At 62.0% G+C, this 19,090-nt stretch carries 12 protein-coding genes; 9 read left to right on the top strand and 3 right to left on the bottom strand.

Annotated elements, in window-relative coordinates; genetic code table 11:
- Positions 1 to 9 precede the first annotated feature (9 nt).
- The 6 genes from VZQ01_RS40165 to VZQ01_RS40140 all read left to right on the top strand — a co-directional run bounded on the left by VZQ01_RS40165 (position 10) and on the right by VZQ01_RS40140 (position 11,449).
- Positions 10 to 6,630: a DEAD/DEAH box helicase gene (locus VZQ01_RS40165; protein WP_426746277.1), complete on the top strand. Its 6,621-nt coding sequence runs from the start codon at positions 10 to 12 to the stop codon at positions 6,628 to 6,630.
- Positions 6,631 to 6,640: 10 nt separating this feature from the next.
- The gene (locus tag VZQ01_RS40160) at positions 6,641 to 7,861 is read left to right on the top strand and encodes a PD-(D/E)XK nuclease family protein (RefSeq protein ID WP_426746276.1); all 1,221 of its coding nucleotides are present in this window, start codon (positions 6,641 to 6,643) and stop codon (positions 7,859 to 7,861) included.
- A 42-nt stretch (positions 7,862 to 7,903) separates the two neighbouring features.
- A complete protein-coding gene (locus VZQ01_RS40155; protein WP_426746275.1) occupies positions 7,904 to 8,350 on the top strand; it encodes a very short patch repair endonuclease in 447 nt (148 codons plus the stop codon).
- Positions 8,347 to 9,528 carry a DNA cytosine methyltransferase gene (locus VZQ01_RS40150; protein WP_426746274.1) on the top strand — a complete coding sequence of 394 codons (1,182 nt, stop codon included), beginning with the start codon at positions 8,347 to 8,349 and terminating at the stop codon, positions 9,526 to 9,528. Before VZQ01_RS40155 ends, VZQ01_RS40150 begins: the two co-directional genes overlap by 4 nt.
- Positions 9,529 to 9,786: 258 nt before the next feature.
- Entirely contained in the window at positions 9,787 to 10,539 is a 753-nt protein-coding gene (locus VZQ01_RS40145; RefSeq protein WP_426746273.1) for a hypothetical protein, read from the top strand.
- The gene (locus VZQ01_RS40140) at positions 10,526 to 11,449 is read left to right on the top strand and encodes a hypothetical protein (RefSeq protein ID WP_426746272.1); all 924 of its coding nucleotides are present in this window, start codon (positions 10,526 to 10,528) and stop codon (positions 11,447 to 11,449) included. The genes VZQ01_RS40145 and VZQ01_RS40140 overlap by 14 nt, the downstream gene beginning before the upstream one ends.
- A gap of 268 nt (positions 11,450 to 11,717) precedes the next feature.
- On the opposite strand, the gene VZQ01_RS40135 is transcribed toward VZQ01_RS40140, so the two are convergent.
- Positions 11,718 to 12,665, bottom strand: coding sequence for a hypothetical protein (locus tag VZQ01_RS40135; protein WP_426746271.1), 948 nt, complete (start codon positions 12,663 to 12,665; stop codon positions 11,718 to 11,720).
- Positions 12,666 to 12,719: 54 nt separating this feature from the next.
- On the opposite strand from VZQ01_RS40135, the gene VZQ01_RS40130 reads away from it, so the two are divergent.
- Positions 12,720 to 13,906, top strand: a protein-coding gene (locus VZQ01_RS40130) for an IS3 family transposase (RefSeq protein ID WP_426746270.1) whose coding sequence is annotated in 2 segments (ribosomal slippage) — positions 12,720 to 13,002 and positions 13,002 to 13,906 — 1,188 coding nt in all. Because the reading frame shifts where the segments join, the coding sequence is not laid out codon by codon here.
- Here the strand turns inward: VZQ01_RS40130 and VZQ01_RS40125 are convergent.
- Entirely contained in the window at positions 13,894 to 15,456 is a 1,563-nt protein-coding gene (locus VZQ01_RS40125; protein ID WP_426749031.1) for a helicase-related protein, read from the bottom strand. The two genes, VZQ01_RS40130 and VZQ01_RS40125, sit on opposite strands and share 13 nt — an antisense overlap.
- Positions 15,457 to 15,646: 190 nt before the next feature.
- Here VZQ01_RS40125 and VZQ01_RS40120 point away from each other — a divergent pair, with 190 nt between their 5' ends.
- Positions 15,647 to 16,825, top strand: coding sequence for an IS256 family transposase (locus VZQ01_RS40120; protein WP_426746269.1), 1,179 nt, complete (start codon positions 15,647 to 15,649; stop codon positions 16,823 to 16,825).
- A 43-nt stretch (positions 16,826 to 16,868) separates the two neighbouring features.
- Here VZQ01_RS40120 and VZQ01_RS40115 read toward each other — a convergent pair whose 3' ends face one another.
- Positions 16,869 to 18,146, bottom strand: a complete 1,278-nt coding sequence (locus VZQ01_RS40115) for a phospholipase D family protein (RefSeq protein WP_426746268.1) — start codon at positions 18,144 to 18,146, stop codon at positions 16,869 to 16,871.
- 416 nt (positions 18,147 to 18,562) lie between these two features.
- Here VZQ01_RS40115 and VZQ01_RS40110 point away from each other — a divergent pair, with 416 nt between their 5' ends.
- The gene (locus VZQ01_RS40110; protein ID WP_426746267.1) at positions 18,563 to 19,060 is read left to right on the top strand and encodes a hypothetical protein; all 498 of its coding nucleotides are present in this window, start codon (positions 18,563 to 18,565) and stop codon (positions 19,058 to 19,060) included.
- The last annotated feature ends 30 nt before the right edge of the window (positions 19,061 to 19,090 follow it).

Raw genomic sequence — 19,090 nt, 5'->3', positions numbered from 1 at the left:
GGAGAGTACATGCAAGACCCTATTGGCAGCTTCGTACGAATCCGTGAGTTCTACATCAGCTACCTGGACACGGCCTTTCGCATTCGCGATCCATCGGTCGCGGAGGAGCGCCGGAACCTGCTGCGAGAGCCGAAGACCCTCTGCACGGACCCGCTCATCGAGCCTATTCCCCGCTACGAACCTTTCGATACCCACTTCCACGAGTGGATTGAGAACGATATCGCCACGGCCCTGCCAGGTTTCGGCCCAAAAGATCGCAAAAGGTTTGTCGACCTCGTTCTCGCGGGGCTATTTCCATCGGTGATGCAGAGCGTCGGCAAAGACAAGGGCCGCCGTCTCGGAAAGTACAAGCCCTACCGTCATCAGGTCGAAATGCTCCGACGAGGGCTCCAGCCATGCAAGCCCGGTATCGTAACGACCGGTACGGGTTCCGGCAAGACAGAATCCTTCCTCCTACCCGTACTAGCGCAGATCAGCAAAGAAGCTGGGACGCGTTGGGAAGCCCCCAACCTAGATCAGACGCCCGAACGACCGTGGTGGCATGGCCCGGATGAGCGGCCCTGGCACAAGAAGAACAAGAAGGGTGAGGACGTCATCACCTTCTCGGCCATTCCGAAGCAAACGCGTCCAACTGAAAAATACCCGCTCCGGACCCCTTTTATGCCTCAGCGGCAAGGAGAAACGCGCCCCGCGGCCGTACGTGCCTTGCTGCTGTACCCGATGAACGCGCTCGTCGAAGACCAGATGGTACGCCTGAGAAAGGCTCTTGACTCGACCGAGGCGCGTGAAGCCATGAGGTGCCACCTGAAAGGCAACCTCATCTATTTCGGACGCTACACGAGTGCAGCGCCCGTGACCGGATACCATGAGCATCCGGGGTTGAGTCCGCTGCTCAATCAGGACGCCGGACAAGGAAGCATTTTCTTCCCCGATCACAAAAAAGCCGACCCCAACACAGGGCATGTGCCGCTCGCTACAATTCGCAAGGAGGAGTTCGAGAGGCGCAAGCGGAACCTTGAGAAGCTCTTCGACTTCATGGTGGATACAGAGGAGGGGCAACTCCAAGCGCGCCTCCATGCACTCGACCTAAATGCAGCAGCACGGTTGAAAAAGGAACTGCAGTCCCGGAAGAACGCTGGTTCGACGCCGATATCAGGGGAAGAGTTCATCGCGATGGCGCGAGCAGCAGGAAAGCGGTGGGCAGAAGCACTCGCCGCCGATTTCAGCAGTCCTGATGCTGTCGGTCGTGCCCCTAGCTTGGAGGAGAAAGCGGCGCTCGACGAATTCACGCTCAAGCCGTCGGACGCGCATGCGGCAGCAAGTGTCTCCGGAGATGAGTCGCCGTTCCTCTTCCCCTCGACCGATGGCGCGGAAATGGTGTCGCGATGGGACATGCACAAGCACCCACCGGACATTCTTATCACCAACGTCAGTATGCTTAGCGCAATGCTGAGCCGAGAGGTCGACGAACCTATCTTTGCGTCTACTCGCGAATGGCTTGAGCAGGAGAAAGATTCATACTTCTATCTTGTCCTCGACGAACTCCACCTCCAGCGCGGCTCGGCTGGCACGGAAGTCGCTTATCTGTTGAGGCTACTGCTTGAGAAGCTCGGGCTCACGAAGCCGGAGCACCGCCACAAGGTGCGCGTACTCAGCTCAAGCGCATCGCTTCCGGATAGCCCCTCAAAAGAAGCCGATGAAAGCGCTCAGTACCTCTGGGACATGTTCGGACCATTCGGCCTTGGAAATGCCGAGGTTACTGAGGAGGAAGGACGAAAACAGTGGCTCCAAGCCATCATCTCGGGCCAACAAGTGCAGTCGCGGTATTCAGAGGGCAAAGCCCCATCGCGAGTACGCATCGAGCCATTCCTCGACTTGCTTTCGCTGTCGGTCACCCGGGGCGAGCTCGATATGGACGGGATGCTCGCGCAGCCTGCATTGGCAACCATGCCGGCAGCAGGGTCTGCGCTTGAGCAAGCCTGGACGGGTGTCGCCGACCAGCTAACTCCAGGTTCCGCGAGTGCTTCACTCTCCAAGCGGATCAAGGCTTGCGTCACTGAGGTGGCTGAGCGCCTAGTCTGGGCATGCTGGGAGGAGGATGCCAAGCGGCCCCCCCACGGACGCGTACGGGCCCATCCACTTGAGGAAGTCGGAGACAAACTGTTCGAGGGCTTCCGCGAGTTGACCAGTGTTAACGAGCGGTTAAAGGCAGTTCGAGCCTTGCTTTTCGTCCGCGGCGCTGGCGACGAGCTTGAAAAGCATCTGGGGTCGTGGGAGTCACCGCCCCCCACCTTCCGAGTTCATACCTTCTTCAGGAGCATCGAGGGGCTCTATGCTCCGGCGGCAAAAGGCCTTGGGCTTGCCCCGGGAGGGCTGCACCGTCCCCAACGTGACGTCGAGGTGGGGCGCCTCACCATCGAGCGGGAACCTCGAATCGAGCTTGTCGAAGGAGACCAGCGCACCAGCTTCCGGCTGTTCGAGTTGCTGTATTGTGAGGCCTGCGGCGACCTCTTCTTCGGTGGAATGAAGGGAATCAAGAGTAAGGCTTACATCGCCGAGTTGCTTCCCCATGAGCCCATCCTCGATGGATTGCCGGACAACGCTGCCTCGCAACGCTTCGAGGACCAGACGTTCGATCAGTACGGCGTGTTCTGGCCCAATGATAGACAGCCCATACCCGATGACGACTTGCCGGGACCGCCTCCTAAGGGGACGCCTTGGGTGCTGGCATATCTTGAGCGCAAGACGGGAGGTCTCCGCAAGGCGGGCGTCCCCGGTAATTTGACGCCGGAGCAAGTCCTTGCGAACCCCTCGTTGCTCCTAGGCCGCTATTACGACCGGATGCATGAGGGGAATAGGGAGAGGCACAAGAGAAGCTCTTCTACTCCAGGAACCCACGTCCCTTATGCATGCCCGGCCTGTGGTACGTCCTATGCCCGCAGGCGAAAAAACATGCGATTGTCGCCTATCCGAAACTTCCGGGCAGGTTTCGGAAAGACGACCCAGCTGCTAGCGACAGAACTATTTGACGCACAGCGCATCGCAAACCCAGGGGCAACACCCAAGCTCGTGTCTTTCTCGGACAGTCGACAGGATGCTGCCAAGGGCGCCCTATCCATCGAGCGCAACCACCACCAGGACGTTCGTCGTGAGCTCCTCGCCCTGACGATGCGGGCTGCCCTCAGCGGCAAGGAAGATCCGAAGGAACTCGAAGACAAGATCAAAAAGCAGCAACAAGCCATTGTGGCCCTTGAGACGCTCGGTCTTTCCGAGCAGGTCGCGGACTTGCGGAAGAAACTGGAGCAACTCTCGACGCAACTTGCACGCGCTCAAGACCCAAGCGTCAACATCTCTAAGGTGATGGAGGAGCCCACCTACGAAGCACTCACGAATCCCTCGCAGGTTCTGCCCTTTTTACAGTCCATGGTCACCAAGGGCATTCACCCCTTCGATGAAGCAGGACAGGCACGAGTCCTGGGGAAAGACGGACAGGACAAGAAGTGGTTCGGCTGGGTGGAACTGTTCGATTTCAATGGCCCTACAGTAAACTGGCACCAAGATACCGCCCTCAGGCAGAAACTCGTCAGCGCCCGACAAGAGTTAGTTCAGAGCGTCTACGAGTCCCTCGTCGACGTCGTTTTCAGCAAGACGTACTTCTCTTTCGAAGAGTCTGGACTGGGCTATCCCACTGTTTCGGCCGCTGCCCTGCCAGGTCGTGACGCTGACTGGCGGCGCAAGCTCTCAGCAGTGTTACGCATGCTAGCGGATGCCTACAGATTCTATCCGAACCCCTATCGCGATGAGAAGGACGAAGATGACAAGAAGCCCTGGTCCCGCTTGGGGGATGTTTCGTCCCGGATGAAGCGTTTCGCCGAGGCAAGCTGGCCAGGTGAAGCAGCAAACCGCTTGAAACAAGCGCTCACCGATCTGGCGACCGCTGGCCACGAGAATGGCATCATCGGCGTAGCGAAGGTATCGATGCATCTCGTCGCTGCCCAAGATCCCTACTATCGGTGTGGGAATTGCGGCCGAGTCCACCTGCACACCGGAACAGGAGTCTGCACTCGCTGCTGTCGTAAGCTCCCTTCCGAGAAAACGGGAGATGTCCGAGACCTATATGTCCGCAACTTCTTGTCGCGGCGCGTGGTGCGCAAGGCCGAGCAGGCAAATGGCACCGCCAGCACCTTCCGGCTCCACTGCGAAGAATTAACCGGGCAGACAGGCGATCCGGCGAAGCGACAGCGGGAGTTTAGGGGAATCTTCGTTCCCTCGTGGGAACTGGTCGATTCAGAGGATGACCAAGCGCAAGATGAGGAGAATGCGCGTCCCCTAATTCGGAAAGTGGATCGCACTTACAAGGCTCAAGCGGAAATCGACCTCCTCACCGTGACGACGACAATGGAAGTGGGTGTCGACATCGGACCGCTCCAGGTCGTTCTCCAAGCCAACATGCCGCCGCAACGATTCAACTACCAGCAGCGGGTGGGGCGCGCAGGACGCCGGGGCCAAGCCTTTTCGATGGCCCTGACCATTTGTCGGACGAAAAGCCACGATCTTCACTACTTCCGTGAATCGAAGTTGATGACCGGTGACATTCCTCCCACCCCATTCCTGACCAAAGAGATGCCGGACATTGCTCGGCGGTTTCTTCGTAAAGCATGGCTCGGGCACGTGTTCTCTGTCTTGAGGTGCAAGGACCGCAAGACTGGCAGCATCTTCCCGGGGGACGTCATGTCCCCCCCGGACATTCACGGAGAGTATGTCCCCTCTTCCCTGTGGCCAGTTGCGGATGGACTGGATTGGAGAGAGCGGGTGCGCGAACTCCTTCACGACAGTATCGGGCGTCGTGACGAGATTGTCGCCGCCCTGACAGAGGGAACAAAACTCCCGCCTTCGGAGATCCTGGTACATCCGGACGCGCTCGTGAGCGAGATAGATGAGGCTGTCGAGCAAAACGGCGAGCGCGGTCTCGCGCACTGCCTGGCGGAGCGTGGCTGGCTTCCAATGTACGGCATGCCAACACGGGTGCGGAACCTATACCTGATGCTCGAACGCGACGAGGACGATGGGCATCGCCGGGAATGGGTCACTGTCGACCGCGATCTAGACTTGGCAATCTATGAGTTCGCGCCAGGATCCACCGTCGTCATCGACAAGAAAGAGCATCGCAGCGCGGGATTCACCCCTGACCTTGCCCCCCCTGCTTCAACGAAACAGCCTCAGGAACTCCACGCGTTCCAGCGAGATGCCTTTGGCGCCACGTTTGAAATGGTCGAGTGCACACATTGTCATGCGTGGACTCGGCTGGATCAGAAGGCTGGTCTTGAGGACTGCCCCAGCTGTGAGAGTCCACTGCACCGCGAAAACGCACGTGAGTGCCGAGTACCCAACGCTTTTCGCACGGACTTCCGGCCCAAGGTACGCCAGGAGGATACAGGCATGGGCGTGCGGCATCGGTCCGTGCAGGCGGAAGGAAAAGCTCTCACGCTCACTGAAGTAGTCTGTGGCGCTAACGCCGCGGGCGGACTATTCAAGCTGGGGTTCGAATCGACCGCCCGCACGTACCGACTGAACAGAGGACCAAAGCTTCAGAACGGAAAGGGCCTAGGATTCATCCTCGAACCCGGAAAGCAGCTCGGATATCCCTTCACTGGCATCGATCTTCCTTTGCAGGTCATCGCCAGCGACCTCACCGGCGCTATCCGTGGATTCCAGCCTGGCGCCCCACCGATGTCGCCGATCTGGCTCGCAGCCCCTAAGACCACAGACGCGATGTTCCTGCTTCCAACGCAGAACCCTCAGGGCCTCGCCCTGCACCAATTGCCCGCGAGAGTGGAACAACCCGCAGAGCAGCAAGAACGTTGGCTCGGGGTTAGGGCAGCGGCAATCTCAGCCACCTACTTGCTAGTCAACCGTGCGTCCTTGGAGCTCGATATCGACCCCGAGGAGTTCGACGTGCTCGAGCCTCGCATTTATGGCCGAGACGTGCAGCTTCCCCTGCTTCAGATCACGGACCATCTCGTCAATGGTGCCGGATTCTGCAAGAAGCTTTCCGAACCTTCCTCACTGGGCACACCATGGGTGGCTGAACTCATCCGCTCGATGCTGGTTGATGAATCTGAATACCCTAGGCGCGAGTTCGAAGTGCCGGAGCATGCCAAGTGCGACTCGGCATGTTATCGGTGCCTCTTGCGTTACGGGAATCAGCCGCTCCACGGGCTTCTTGATTGGCAACTTGGCCTCGCCTATCTGCAAGCGATGGTGTACCCCTCTTTCCGCTGTGGCCTCGACGGAGAGTTCGGCGCTCCCGGGCTCACCTCATGGCCCAATCTTGCGCGTCGGTTCGCGAAGGAGATGGAAGAGCGCTTCCAAGGGGATGCAGGCGAATTCGCCGGGGTACCTGCATTCAGGATTCCTGTGGACGGCAAACAAAAGAGCCCTTGGGTGTTGATTGCACACCCCCTTTGGGATTGGGACGAACAGAACGGGCCAGCACCAGGAACGGTGCTCGCAAAGGCCTTTGACCTTGCCAGGGCAGCAGGAGAGGTGCCTCTTTGTTGGGATACATTCAACCTCTCGCGCCGTCAGGTTCTCGTGCGCGAACGCATTAGGGCCCGCTCGAATCCTTGAAGCATCCCCAATGCCTCCTCCTTTACCGACCCCCATCTCAACGGTCACCGTCCCTCGGTACTTCTCCCCCTCTAACTGGCTCCTGATGGAGCGGTGCCCGTTGAGAGTGTGGAGTGGGACCGAGGGTCCTCTTCCCGAGAGTATCGAAGCCATTGTCGGAAGCCTGCTGCACCATGCTCGAGAAGCAGTGCTCACCCAGGGGCTCACTGGCGTGGATCATAGTAGGCAGGTGGAGGAGTGCCTCATCATCCACAGAGACCACTATGAAGCGAGACTCCGCTCTGACCCAGGGTATGCCGCACTTATCCCCATTCAAGAGGCAATCGGCCGGTTGAGGTGGCTTGAGCTCACTGAAGAGTTGAAATCATGGGCCAGACTCGCCGAGACGCCGATCAAAAATAGCAACTCTGTAGGCGAGAAAAGCCCTCTGAGGGTTAAGCAGAAGGGCGGGTCTGCTCCTAATGATGTTTTCCCAAACAGCTTCTCACTGGGCGCAGAGCAGTGGTGGACCTGCAATCCGCTACGACTCCGAGGCCGAGCCGACGAGGCTCGTCTCACTGCCGATGGGGTCATCGAGGTCACTGACTACAAGACGGGCGTTTCCGTTGATGCCAATGGTCGACTCATGCCCAACATCGAGATGCAGATGGAGCTCTACCTTCTGATGGCGGAAACCCTGACGAGCCGACCTGCCAGAGGACGTGTGTACGGACGGAAAGAGGTCTCTGTCCCTTGGGATTTAGAGAAGAGCAAGAGGCTTTTGGTTCACCTTCAGGAGTTTACTGCCCGATTCCCTGTAGGCAAGCAACTCGCTGCCGATGTAGCGGCATTGCCCGGTACGCATTGCATCGGATGTCGCCTGCGTCCCTCTTGCAAGCAGTACCTTGAGAGAGTGCCGGCATGGTGGGAGAACAACGGCGAGCACCCCCGTCCGTTACCCTTCGACGTTTGGGGGCGGATCACGAGGCATGAGCGCGCAGCACAGGGATGGTCCGTGTGGCTGGAGGACGCCGCAGGGCGCCGTGTCGTTCTGCGGGGACTGGCGGACACGCACGGAATCGGTTCTCTTCCGGCGGGGATCCTGTTGTACGCCTTCAACTTGGAACCGACGGAGGACACCTACGCACACGGGCGCCGCATCCACCCACGCTCCTTTCACGAGTGGCAACCCGGGCCTCGCTGGAGGTGTGCACGCCAGACTCGGCTCTTCACCGAGAGAGCGGTCACGTAGAATAGAAAACGCGAGCATCAGCCGGTCGATGGCGAGGGGAGCATGATAATCCTTCCCTACGTGACACGCCCTGAAGCACCCATACGACCCTCGAAAGAAGTCTCGCGGCGGATGAAGGCCGTGCGGCAGCGCGACACGAAACCGGAGGTAACCGTCCGGCGCATCCTGTGGAATGCAGGAGCCAGGTTCCGGCTCTGTCCTCGCGACTTACCCGGAACACCCGATATTGCCAACAAGGGAGCTCGCTGGGCGGTGTTCGTCCATGGGTGTTTCTGGCACGGGCATCGTAATTGCAAGCTGGCGACAATCCCGAAGAGCAACAGTGCTTTCTGGAGGGCGAAGCTCGCAGCCAACCGCCAGCGAGATGCTCGCAAGGCACTCGCGCTCAGGCATCTCGGGTTCCGGGTTCTCGTGGTATGGCAGTGCGAACTGCGCGACGAGGGCGCCCTCGCCCGTCGGTTCTCCAAGGCAGGTATCACGAAGCGATGAGCTACGAGCTAGACGAAATCGGCGGTGACGACCTGTCATTCCTGTGCTGCAGGAGTCGTCCGGAGGCCCCTAAGGGCTCCGAGCGCTTACGGCTGGTCGACCTCTTCGCGGGCTCGGGAGGCCTCACGCTCGGAGCCATGGAGGCCTGCCGTACGCTGGGAGTTGGTCTTGAGGTCCGCTTAGCCATGGAGTTGGACGAAGAAGTCCGTGGTGTGTACGACCTTAACTTCGAGTCATCACTCAAGGACAATCGGGCAGATGTGCGTAGCCGGTTCGACCGAGATCCCGGACAGAAGCTATCCGACGCCGAGTTTAAGACCCAACAAGAAGTTGGAAAGATAGACATTCTCGTGGGAGGGCCACCCTGCCAGGGACACTCGGATCTCAACAATCATACCCGCCGGCGCGACGAGAAGAACGAGTTGTACATGGTGATGATCCGTGCGGTGGAGGTGCTCAAACCTACCTATGTGCTTATCGAGAACGTCCAGGGCGTTCGTCGCGACCACGGAGAGGTCCTTGAGCGTGCAACCTGGTGGCTAAGAGAGAAGCTGCGCTACTCGGTAGAGCACCGCTTGGTGCGCATGATTGACATCGGTGTACCCCAAAAACGCGTTCGCCACATCCTTGTCGCAGCCCGAGGCAGAAACGTCGAAGAAGTGCTTAACTTCTCGCCCCGCGAAAACCCGCGAACGTTGGAGTGGGCTATCGCGGATCTCTTGGAGATTGCCCCTCGCTCGCCCTTCGACATCGCAGCTCGGCTAACTCCCGAAAACCAGAAGCGGGCGAAGTACCTTCTTGAGAGCGGCAAGTACGACCTGCCGAACAGGCTTCGCCCTCCCTGTCATAGAGATAACCCGTCGCATCGCTACACGGCAATGTACGGGCGACTCAAGTGGGAGGAGCCCGCGCACACAATCACTACGGGATATGGCAGCCCTGGTCAGGGGCGCTATCTGCACCCTAGCAAGCCGCGGACTTTGACCCCTCATGAAGCGGCGCGGGTGCAATTTTTCCCGGACTGGTTCAAATTTGGCGAGGACCCCAGTCGACGCCTGCTTGGCCACTGCATCGGTAATGCAGTGCCTCCGAAACTGGCCTTCTCCGTCCTCGTGCGGCTCCTGCGCAAACGGGTAGCCAGCACAATGCCGCAGACGCCCCAAGGAGAGGCCGCCTGAGGCTCGCTGGGGTAAGAGCCCATCTCTTTAGGCGCCATTCCTAGCACCCTACTTCTCGGGCTAAGAGCTTTCAGTGCATCCTATCGAAACGGGCTTTAGCTCCGCCGCAGCACCGGAATCCGCTCCTGTAGGGTGTTCCACTGCACCGAAGGATGGACGAGGGCTGCGGATGTCGACGAGGAGGTGCGTGACGTGCCCAGGGTAAGGATCAGAGTGAGGGTCGGCCACGTCGGCACGGTGTGGCGCTGGAATGACTTCGTGCAGATCCCGGACTCACTGGCTAGTGTCGCCATGGAGACGATGAGTGAGTTCGAAGTCCTCGACATGTCCAAACATGACAGCCACTATGCGGCAGGGTTGATGAGCCCCCTGAATGCGGTGGCTGCAAGCACTCAGCCGCCACCGTTCCTAAAGCGACAGGTTCAGAAGACGGGCTCCCAGCACGTCATTGGAAACATTGGAGAGGGCATCGGGATGGCCTCGCTAATCCACTTGTCCGGCATCCGGATGATGGAGGTAACCCGTGTCAGGCGCCAGAAGCAGCGCCAGCAACCTGTCGCTCAGCGCACTCCAGACTTCGTCGTTGCGCTGAGCGACCCGGCCTCCGGGCCTGAGCGCATGCGGCAGCTCGTCACCCGTGGAAGCTCTCGCCCGGCGGCGGTCGCCGCCAAATTGAAGTCCTTCCCGTCGCGCTTCCCGGTCGAGGCCAAGGCTGCTTCCGATACCATGGGAAGTGCGCGCTGGAACGGACTTTGGCAACTCGTCGAGTACTGGCACTCGCTCCACGAAGTCGCACCGAACGATCCAGCACTGGGCTACGGCGTGCTTCTACTCACCCGAAAGGTGAGCTCTGCAGCGCGCGAGGTGGACATCCACGTACTCGCGCCACAGGATCCGGTCAGCTTCGCAGCATCATTGAATGGACCCCTAAAGCACGCTGGGGGAAGCAAAGCCTCATTTATGATGCAGTTCCCCGCAGCCGCGACCGGAGGTGTCTTTGTCGAGGGTTGAGGCGTTGTTCGACCGGCTTTTCCGTCTCCATGCGCTCGCCACTTGGGCGGGGGATGATGTTGCAGCGTGGGTCCTTGAGGATTTGCTCGTCTTTCTTCCCTCGCTCGTCACAATGGAGCCTGAGGGAGAACAGCGAAATCTGTTGGACGCGTTTTGGAGACGGATGGAAGCCGGAGCCTATGAGGCGCTCGTGCAGCCAGCGGCATTTTGGAATCGGGTTGAAGCCCAGGCGCGCGACGCCCACGTCCGCAATAAGAGGGCGAAGAGACTCGTCGACCTGGAAAGCCGGCGGACCCTGGACGAGAGAAATCCAAAGGAACTCGTCATGGGGAGGCTCGTCCTGTCGGACCGCGAGTCGCAGGTGTTGATGGAGCTGACATCTCGTGCCACGGAGAAATCACGTGGGTGGACCGAGGCTGACATGCATGCGCTCATCCACTTCCAGCCGCAGAATGTCCCGCACGGCTTGCGAGCCGACCAATTCGCCGTCGTAACGGCTTCATTGCTCGGCAGGAAGGCACAGAACAGACCTGCAGCACCGGAACGTGACTCATGGGCGAGGGTCAGGGAGCTCTCACAGGAGGCGCGCAGGCTGGGCCTTCGATGGACATGGTCGGGAGCCGAGGACCCGGCAATACGGCTGTGTGGATACTCGCTTACTGGGACGGTCGAAGTCGACTTCGTGGCTGCGACCGGGAGCGGCGTACAGTTCCTGGAACGCGAAGGGGAGACCATCCTGCTCATAGAAACGGATGCACTCGTGCTGCGGCTGCACGTTTTCTCGGAAGGAGGAATCGTCCGTGGAAGTGCCGTGGCCCGAATGCTTGAGGCTCCCGATACCGTCGCTGAGACGTTGGAAAGAACCCTCGCAAGAGACGTGAGCCGTATATTGCGTGCAGGGCCAGGTTGACCTCTTTCGCTCAGCTGAGTAGGGCGCCAAAAGTTCAGGAGCAACTCCCAAGCCCTCTTCCTCGGCGGCTACCTCCAGGGTCCCTCTCGGCTGCCGCGCGGCTACCAACCACGCCGGCTCCGCTCTCGTCGTCGCTGCTGTCGTCATCGTGCAGCGCACTGTGCGGCACCTAACTCCCGGCCGTTACCTGGCCAGGGCCGGTGGCTTACCTCGCTGTACAAGAAGTCCAAGTGCGAGTCCGAGTAGTTGCACAAGGGTATGCACGTCGCTATCGGTCGGGCGCTACGCCCGATGACGGAATACCGACAATCATTGCAATGATGCGCTGAGCCACCGGCTGGAGCAGCGGCACGGTCGAGAACGCTCTTTCCAGGTCCGGGGACTCGATGGGTTCGTCAATCAGGGGGCCCTCCAACGCGTCCAGCGTCCAGAGGCTTTTCCGCTTTGCTCGCTGGGCGAGCACCTGCTTAATTCGCGGGCGCAGCAATCTCAACCACTGATCTGCGACGGAACGAAGGTCCGGAGAAAGCCCCTCTGGCTGCAGGTATTCCGGGAAGAGGTGGCTCCTCAGCTCCCCCAGCACACGCCGACGATCCAGGTCCACGTCCTTGTTCGCGCGCGAAATCCATCCATCCATGACCCGCTCAAGCAGGGCCAGTGCGCGCTGGCGGCGCACGGGGAGGAGCCTGCGCTCGCTCTGGCGAAGACGCTCCACGAAGTGCCGGATGAACTCCTCGCACTCATCAGAGGCGTCGAGGTCTCGGGTATGGGAGCCCAGCCGCTGCTTAAGCGCCTGTGCCACCTCTCCCAGGTCGAAGATGGGCTCCGCATCGCGGCCGGCGAAGAAGACCCATCGAGGCGCCCCACGGTCGCGCCCGCCCACGACGAGAAACGCCCAGGGTTCCTTGCTTCGGACCGCTCCCACACACGACACTACTTCGGCCTGACTCGTGCGAATGCGCTCGTAGAGCGCTGGGTCCACCAGCGAGCTGCGCCCCACCATGCCTCGGACTGCACCGAAGGCATCACCTAGTTCGACGGGCTCCTGCTCCCTGCTCGCCAGTGCCCTGGACGCAAGCTCCCGCACGTCAATGGCAGTCGTGTCTTGAAGGTGCTCTTCCGACCGCAGCCCGTCTTCCGGAAGGCACAAGTTCGATCCAATGAGGTCGGCCACCATCTCGTGGCGCTCACGGAGCAGGTCCCGCTTCTGGGGCATGATGAGTCTGCCCCAGTTCCGTGGACACCCGAGATGTGATGAAGGGGACCAAGGATGTCCACGGATACGAAGCAGAGAAGGAAGCGCCGCAGTTTCACCGCCGAGTTCAAGGTGGAGGCTGTCCGGCTGGTGCTGGAGGAGGGCAAGACGGTGGGCCAGGTGGCGCGAGACCTGGACCTCACCGAGACGGCCCTTCGCACCTGGGTGGAGCGAGCCCGGGCGGACCGGGGCCAGGGCAAGGCGGGAGCGCTGACGACAGCCGAGCGTGAGGAACTGGCGCGGCTGCGTAAGGAGAACCGCCAGTTGCAGATGGAGCGTGACTTCCTAAAAAAAGCAGCGGCCTTCTTCGCGAAGGAGGGCTCGAAGTGAAGTTCGAGCTCATCGAAGCGCAGAAGGCCCACTTCCCCATCGAGCTGATGTGTCAGCAGCTGGGGGTGGCCCGCTCGGGCTACTACGCGTGGCAGAAGCGACCGGAGTCCGAGCGGCAGAAGGCGAACCGGGCCTTGGCGGCGGAGGTGGCGGCCGTGCACCAGAAGAGCCGCGGCACCTACGGCAGCCCCCGGGTGCACGCGGAGCTGCGAGCCGCAGGCCGGTACGTCAGCCGCAAACGCGTCGCGCGCCTCATGTGCCAGCAGGGACTGGCCGCGCGCAAGAAGCGTCGCTTCGTGTGCACCACGGACTCACGCCACTGCCAGCCGGTGGCGCCCAACGTGCTCGCGCGGAACTTCTCTGCCGACCAGCCCAACTGCACCTGGGTGACGGACATCACCTACGTCTGGACGAGGCAGGGCTGGCTCTTCCTGGCCGTGGTGCTCGACCTCTTCTCGCGCCGAGTCGTCGGCTGGGCCATGAGCGAGTTCATCGACCGCCACCTGGTTCTGGGCGCGCTCGATATGGCGCTCAAGGGCCGCCAGCCTCCGCGAGGGCTGCTGCACCACTCGGACCGTGGTAGCCAGTACGCCAGCGAGGACTACCAGCAGGCACTGGCCTCCCGTGGCATCGAGTGCAGCATGAGCCGCAAGGGCAATTGCTGGGACAACGCCGTGGCCGAGAGCTTCTTCAGCACCTTGAAGATGGAACTCGTCCACGATGCGGACTTCGCGACGCGCGACCAGGCCCGCTCCGCGCTCTTCGAATACATCGAGGTCTTCTACAACCGGCAGCGCCGCCACTCCTCGCTGGGCTACGTGAGCCCGGTGGAGTATGAGCGGACGGCCTCATCGATAGCTCAGGCAGCATAACCACGCTGTCCACGGAGCCGGGGCAAGCTCATGAAGGCCTCCGGATCCTTCGGCCACCAGATCTGGACTGTCTTGTGGGGGCTGTCCATCCGGTCGACCCGTCCCGCGCGTTGCTCCGCAGTGCGAATGACGGTCGGCGCGTCCAGGTGGACGACGCACGAAGCCTTCTGGAGGTTCAGCCCTTCGCTGAAGGCGTCGGAGCAGAGCGCCACCAGGGGCTGGGAACCCGCGCCAAGCCCGAACGATTGCGTTGCGCGGCGCTTCGCGGCCTTCCCTCCCGCCCCCGTCAGCAGCGTCGCACTCACCTTCCTCGACTCCAGCGCGTTCTGAAAGAGCTTGAGCGTGATGACATGCGAGTCGAACGCGAGCACCTGACCGTGTTCGGCGTAGAGCCTGACGAGCCGGTCGATCTTCGCTTCTTCACGGTCCCTCTGCATTCTGACGACGAGCTGCCCGATCTGCCTGTACAGCTCAGCTTCCTCCTGACACGCACGCCGGTGGGCCCCGGGGTCCCATAGCCACGAGGGCTCTACCGACTTCGCCTTGAGCCGCTTCAACCGCCATTCCGGCACTTGCCCAGCGAGTTCTTCGCATCTGAGCACCATGTTCCCGGTGTCGGTCTTGCCGCGGGAGTCGGTGAGGTGGGCTGCGAATTTCTCGAAGGCTGCTGAAGTCCCGTGCACGTGCTCGAAGAGGGCGGCCGACGAGGAGCGGAGGCTCTTCATCACGTGATAGCGCGCCAGGGCCCGGGCGCTCGCGACCACCCTCCGGACATATGCTTCTTCAGTGCTATCCCAGCCCCTTGGAAGCTCCAGCCGATTGCCGACGCGGGAGATTCCCTTGAGCCGCTCGGCCAGATTGGCGATTTCGCGCGCGAGCTCACTGTCGCTGTCCCGGCAATCGCAAGGGTAATAGAGGGGCTCATGCCGCGGGTAGCAGGCCGATCGGCCTGTGGGCAGTCGATACTCCGAGCTCCGACTCTCGGCGATGGCATTGAGTTCGGCGCGGGTCCGCCGGACGCTGAATCTCCGGATCTCTTCTTGTAGCCTCTCCAGGTGCTCTGGATTCCGCTTCGAGGCGTCGCGTGTGCCGCGCCTGAGCTGCCCCAGAACATCAAGGCAGGACTGAGGCAGGTTGTCTGCCCCCAGAAGCTCCACGAGCGCGAGTAGGTCGGATGCGCCCTTGTTGATGGGAGTCGCCGTGAAGAGGAGCGCATTGTCCGCGTAGTGGGAGACGATGCGCCGGGTGCGGTCGGACCAGTTCAGGAAGTTATGCGCCTCGTCCACCGCGAGGATCTCGATGTCCGAGATGGCCGTCGTGAGCAACGCATGGCGCGAAGCAGAGGAGTTGCTGAGCGGGCCATGCGAGTGGACCTGAAAAGGGTGTGCGGTCTCCTGGAGCTGCTTCTCCCACTGCTCCACGACCTGAGGCGGGGTAACGATCATGGTCGCGGGCCGGCTCTGGCCCATGCGCAGCTGCCGGTCGAAGGCTCCCCGGATCAACCACGCTCCCATGCGCGTCTTTCCCGATCCCGTAGCGTCGGAGACCAGGACGCTCCCGACATTCTCAAGGATCCACAGGGCCTGGGAGATGCCCTGACGCTGGTGCGGCCAGAGCGGGGGGTCGTGTCCCTATAAGTGTGTAGTCGGCGAGCAGGGACGAGCGGGAAAGAGGGAAGCTCCTCGGTGAAACCAACCGAGACGGTCTCCCCCTGGCAGAGGAGCCGAGGAGTTCCCTGAAGTGGACGATACCGAGTTTGCCGCGCCCTCGCACGAGGAGGTGCGCACCGACGTGCGAGGCCTGTTCCTGGGAGCCATCCGCATGACGCTGGAGATGCTGCTGGAAGAGGAGATTCGAGGGCTGGTGGGGGCCGGGCGCTGGCAGCAGGTGGCAGGGCGGAAGGACCAGCGCAACGGCAGCTACCTGCGAGGCCTGCTGACGTCCATGGGGCACCTGGAGGTGGCCGTGCCCCGGACGCGGGCCAGCGGCTCGGCGGAGGCCGTCCTGGGCCGCTACAAGCGGCGCAGCGAGGAACTCGACGAGGCGATTACCAGCGCGTACGTGCAGGGCGTCTCCACGCGGAAGATGGGCCGGGTGACGCGAGCGCTCATGGGGGAGGAGGTTTCGCGTTCGACGGTGAGCCGAGTGACGAAGTCCCTGGAAGAGAAGGTGGAGGGCCTTCGCACCCAGCCTCTCACCCAGGCCTTCCCCTACCTGTACCTGGATGCCACCTTCCTGGACGCCCGCTGGGCGCGCACGGTGCAGAACGTCTCGGCCCTGGTGGCCTACGGCGTGGGAGAGGATGGGCACCGGCACCTGTTGGCCGTGACTCTGGGGGGCAGCGAGTCGCAGGACTCCTGGCTGGAGTTGCTGCGCCAACTGCTCGAGCGAGGGTTGAGGGGCGTGCGCCTGGTCATCGCCGACGGGCACGCGGGACTGGCCGCCGCGGCCCGGCAGGCACTGCCCGAGGCCCAGCTCCAGCGCTGCACGGTGCACCTCACCCGGAACGTCCTCGCCAAGGCTCCCTGGCGCCTGCGCGGACGCCTCGGCAAGGAGACCTCGGCCGTCTTCGAGGCCCCCTCTCTCCTGGACGCCAGGAAGCGTCTGGAGGCGCTCCAGTCCGGGCTGGGCCGCCAGGTCCCCGAGGCCATGGAGTGCCTGCGCGAGGGCTTCGCCGCCGCCACCTGCTTCTTCTCCTTCCCCAAGGCCCACTGGAAGCGCCTGCGCAGCACCAACGGCCTGGAGCGTCTGCACGGCGAAGTCAAGCGCCGCATCCGCTCCGTGGGCGCCTTCCCGGACCGTGCCAGCGCCCTGCGTCTCATCACCGCCGTCACCCTCGAAGTGACTGGTATCTGGGACGACCGCCGCTACCTCGACATGACCCTGCTCAACTCAACCCCAGACACTGCCGCTGCTTGACACCGCCAAGGAGCATTCCTCCCCCGAACCCCCTCCGAACCAACTACACACGATTCGGGACTTGACCGAGCGGGGGAGCGAGCCGGTCGAGCAGGTCTGGAGGCACGTACTTCTTCGCCCACTCTCCCTCAAGGATCGCGGCACAACCACGTGCGAGTGCTTCCTGCCACGTCACCTGTCGCAGCAGGGCATCGAGGAGCGCGAAGAAGTCGTCCTTGTAATCCCTGCCCTGCAGCCAGATGCCTTCGGCGAGTTGCTGGGCCTCGCGGTATCTCCGCTTCTCCTGATTCCCGAAGCGGGCGTTGGCTTCAGACTGCTTCTTGAGTCCCTGGACGGTGAAGTTGCTCGAACCGAGCGTCACGGCCTGTTCGGACAGGTAGATCTTGGCGTGGACGGGACGCCTCGCCTGGGCAAGGCGGACCTCGACCTTCCCATGTTCGACCAGCTCCCGCACCCGGATAAGGGCTCCCGAGAGCGTGACGGAGATCCCTCTCGAAAGCCAGTAGTCCCGGACCTCATCCGCGATGCTCTGGTCGTGGCTCCGGTAGACGGAGCGCTGGGATTCGAAGGGTTCCCAGCCAAACAGCAGGCGGACCTTCTCCTTGCTCGAGGTGAATGACCGCTTCGCGAGGAAGTCGATGACCCGTTCGAGCGACGCATACCCGACGATGAGGAGCACCTGCTCGGAGGCAGCCAGGTCCTGTTTCACGATCTCATCGACCGAGGCGCCTCCTTCATTATGGGGGAATCGGGCGGCATGTGGCCACGTAACGGGTGCCGCCTCTGGCGTGGAAGGTGGAGCATAATCAGCCAGGCTGAGCTGGGCTGGGTCTGCCTGCCTCACCTTCTTGCGGCCCGGCGTCCCTGGGAGAAAAGGTGCCGAGTCGTTCAGCCACTTGAGCCACCGGCGCAGGACCGTGGCCTTTCGCCAACGAATGGGCCCTGAGAGCTCCGCACATTCCGAGAGGAAGCTCTCGACCAGCTCCAAATCGAGGTTCCTGATGTCCGATACTCCCTGCCATTCGAGCCAGGTCTGGCCACACCGGCTTCGCGCAAAGACGGCGGAGAGCTCGCGACGGGCCTCTCGTGGGTCAGCGCTCACCACGTTCCTGCCAGACTCAGTCACTGCATCCGAATCATCGATCAGGCCCAAGATGCGGCAGGCCTTACGGTAGGACGGAATGTCCTGCATCTGATGAGAGCCAGGCGCATTCCAGTCGTTGTACCGGGTGTAGTGGCGCAGCAGGACCATCAGTCGTGGCAGATAATTTGCCTGAGGGATGTCGTCGCTGGAGAGCTGTTTCGTCCTGCGCCTGCGCATCCGGCATCCTCTTTCAGAGCAGCAGCCGTCCTCCCGTGGAACTGAAGCTGCCTTGCCTGTTGCTGAATTCCCTGCCCGAGCGTACACGACCGGCATGGCGTTTCGGAGGCCACACGGGTCGGCTCCGAGGAATGCTTCCAGCTCGCCCTTGCAGGGGTAAGGGCGCCAATTCCCCTCCTCATGCAAGGAGGGGAGGTGTCGGAGATATCCTCGGTGCATGGGACACGGAGGCCACTCCCTCGAACGTGATGCGGCGGTGCGCAGACGGTAAGTCCGTCCCAATAAGCGGCATAAGAGCAGTGACGGACCACACCGTTGCAGTACCTCACCCATCAACCAGCGCCCTGCGGGGCGCACTCACGATGCGCGCCACGCTGCCCCCGGGCCTGCCGTGCGCGTGCGTCCTGGAGGACACCATGAAGGACGAGGACGACACCCCGGCCCACCTCTACGAGGAAAAGGTGGTGAGCCTCAACCTGGAGCTCGCCAACCTGGAGCATGCCCTGCGAGGGGCCCACCTCCTGGCCGAACTCCTCGCCAACAACGACCTGCCGACCGAGGATGCCGACCGGCAGGCGCCCCGTTCCATCGTCGCGATCCTGGCCCTGGCGGATTCACGGCTCCAGCAACTCCGCCGGGTCATCCGAGGTGAAGCAGATGCTCGGCACTTGTGGGCGCCGCACAACGCCATCAGCCCGGAGCCGCTTCCAGGGGATGAAGAGGACGTGAGGCTGGAACCCCGGAGTGCGTCCGGGCCATCGGCCACTCCCGGCACCAGGAAGCGCGCGGGCAGGACGGCCAGGCGCAAGCCCCAAGTGAAGCGGGCCGCGAGGAAGACGGCGGCGGCTGGAGCAGAGTCACCACTGACAAGAGACGAGGGCGGGTCGGCTTTACCTGCCTCCACTGCTCCGTGACAACCATCACCTGGTGGATGGGCGGGAGCA

This window comes from Myxococcus faecalis (assembly GCF_050039385.1).
GTDB classification, from domain to species: Bacteria; Myxococcota; Myxococcia; order Myxococcales; family Myxococcaceae; genus Myxococcus; species Myxococcus fulvus.
Note: the sequence above shows the minus strand (reverse complement) of the source record. Positions and strands in the feature narration are given on the sequence as shown.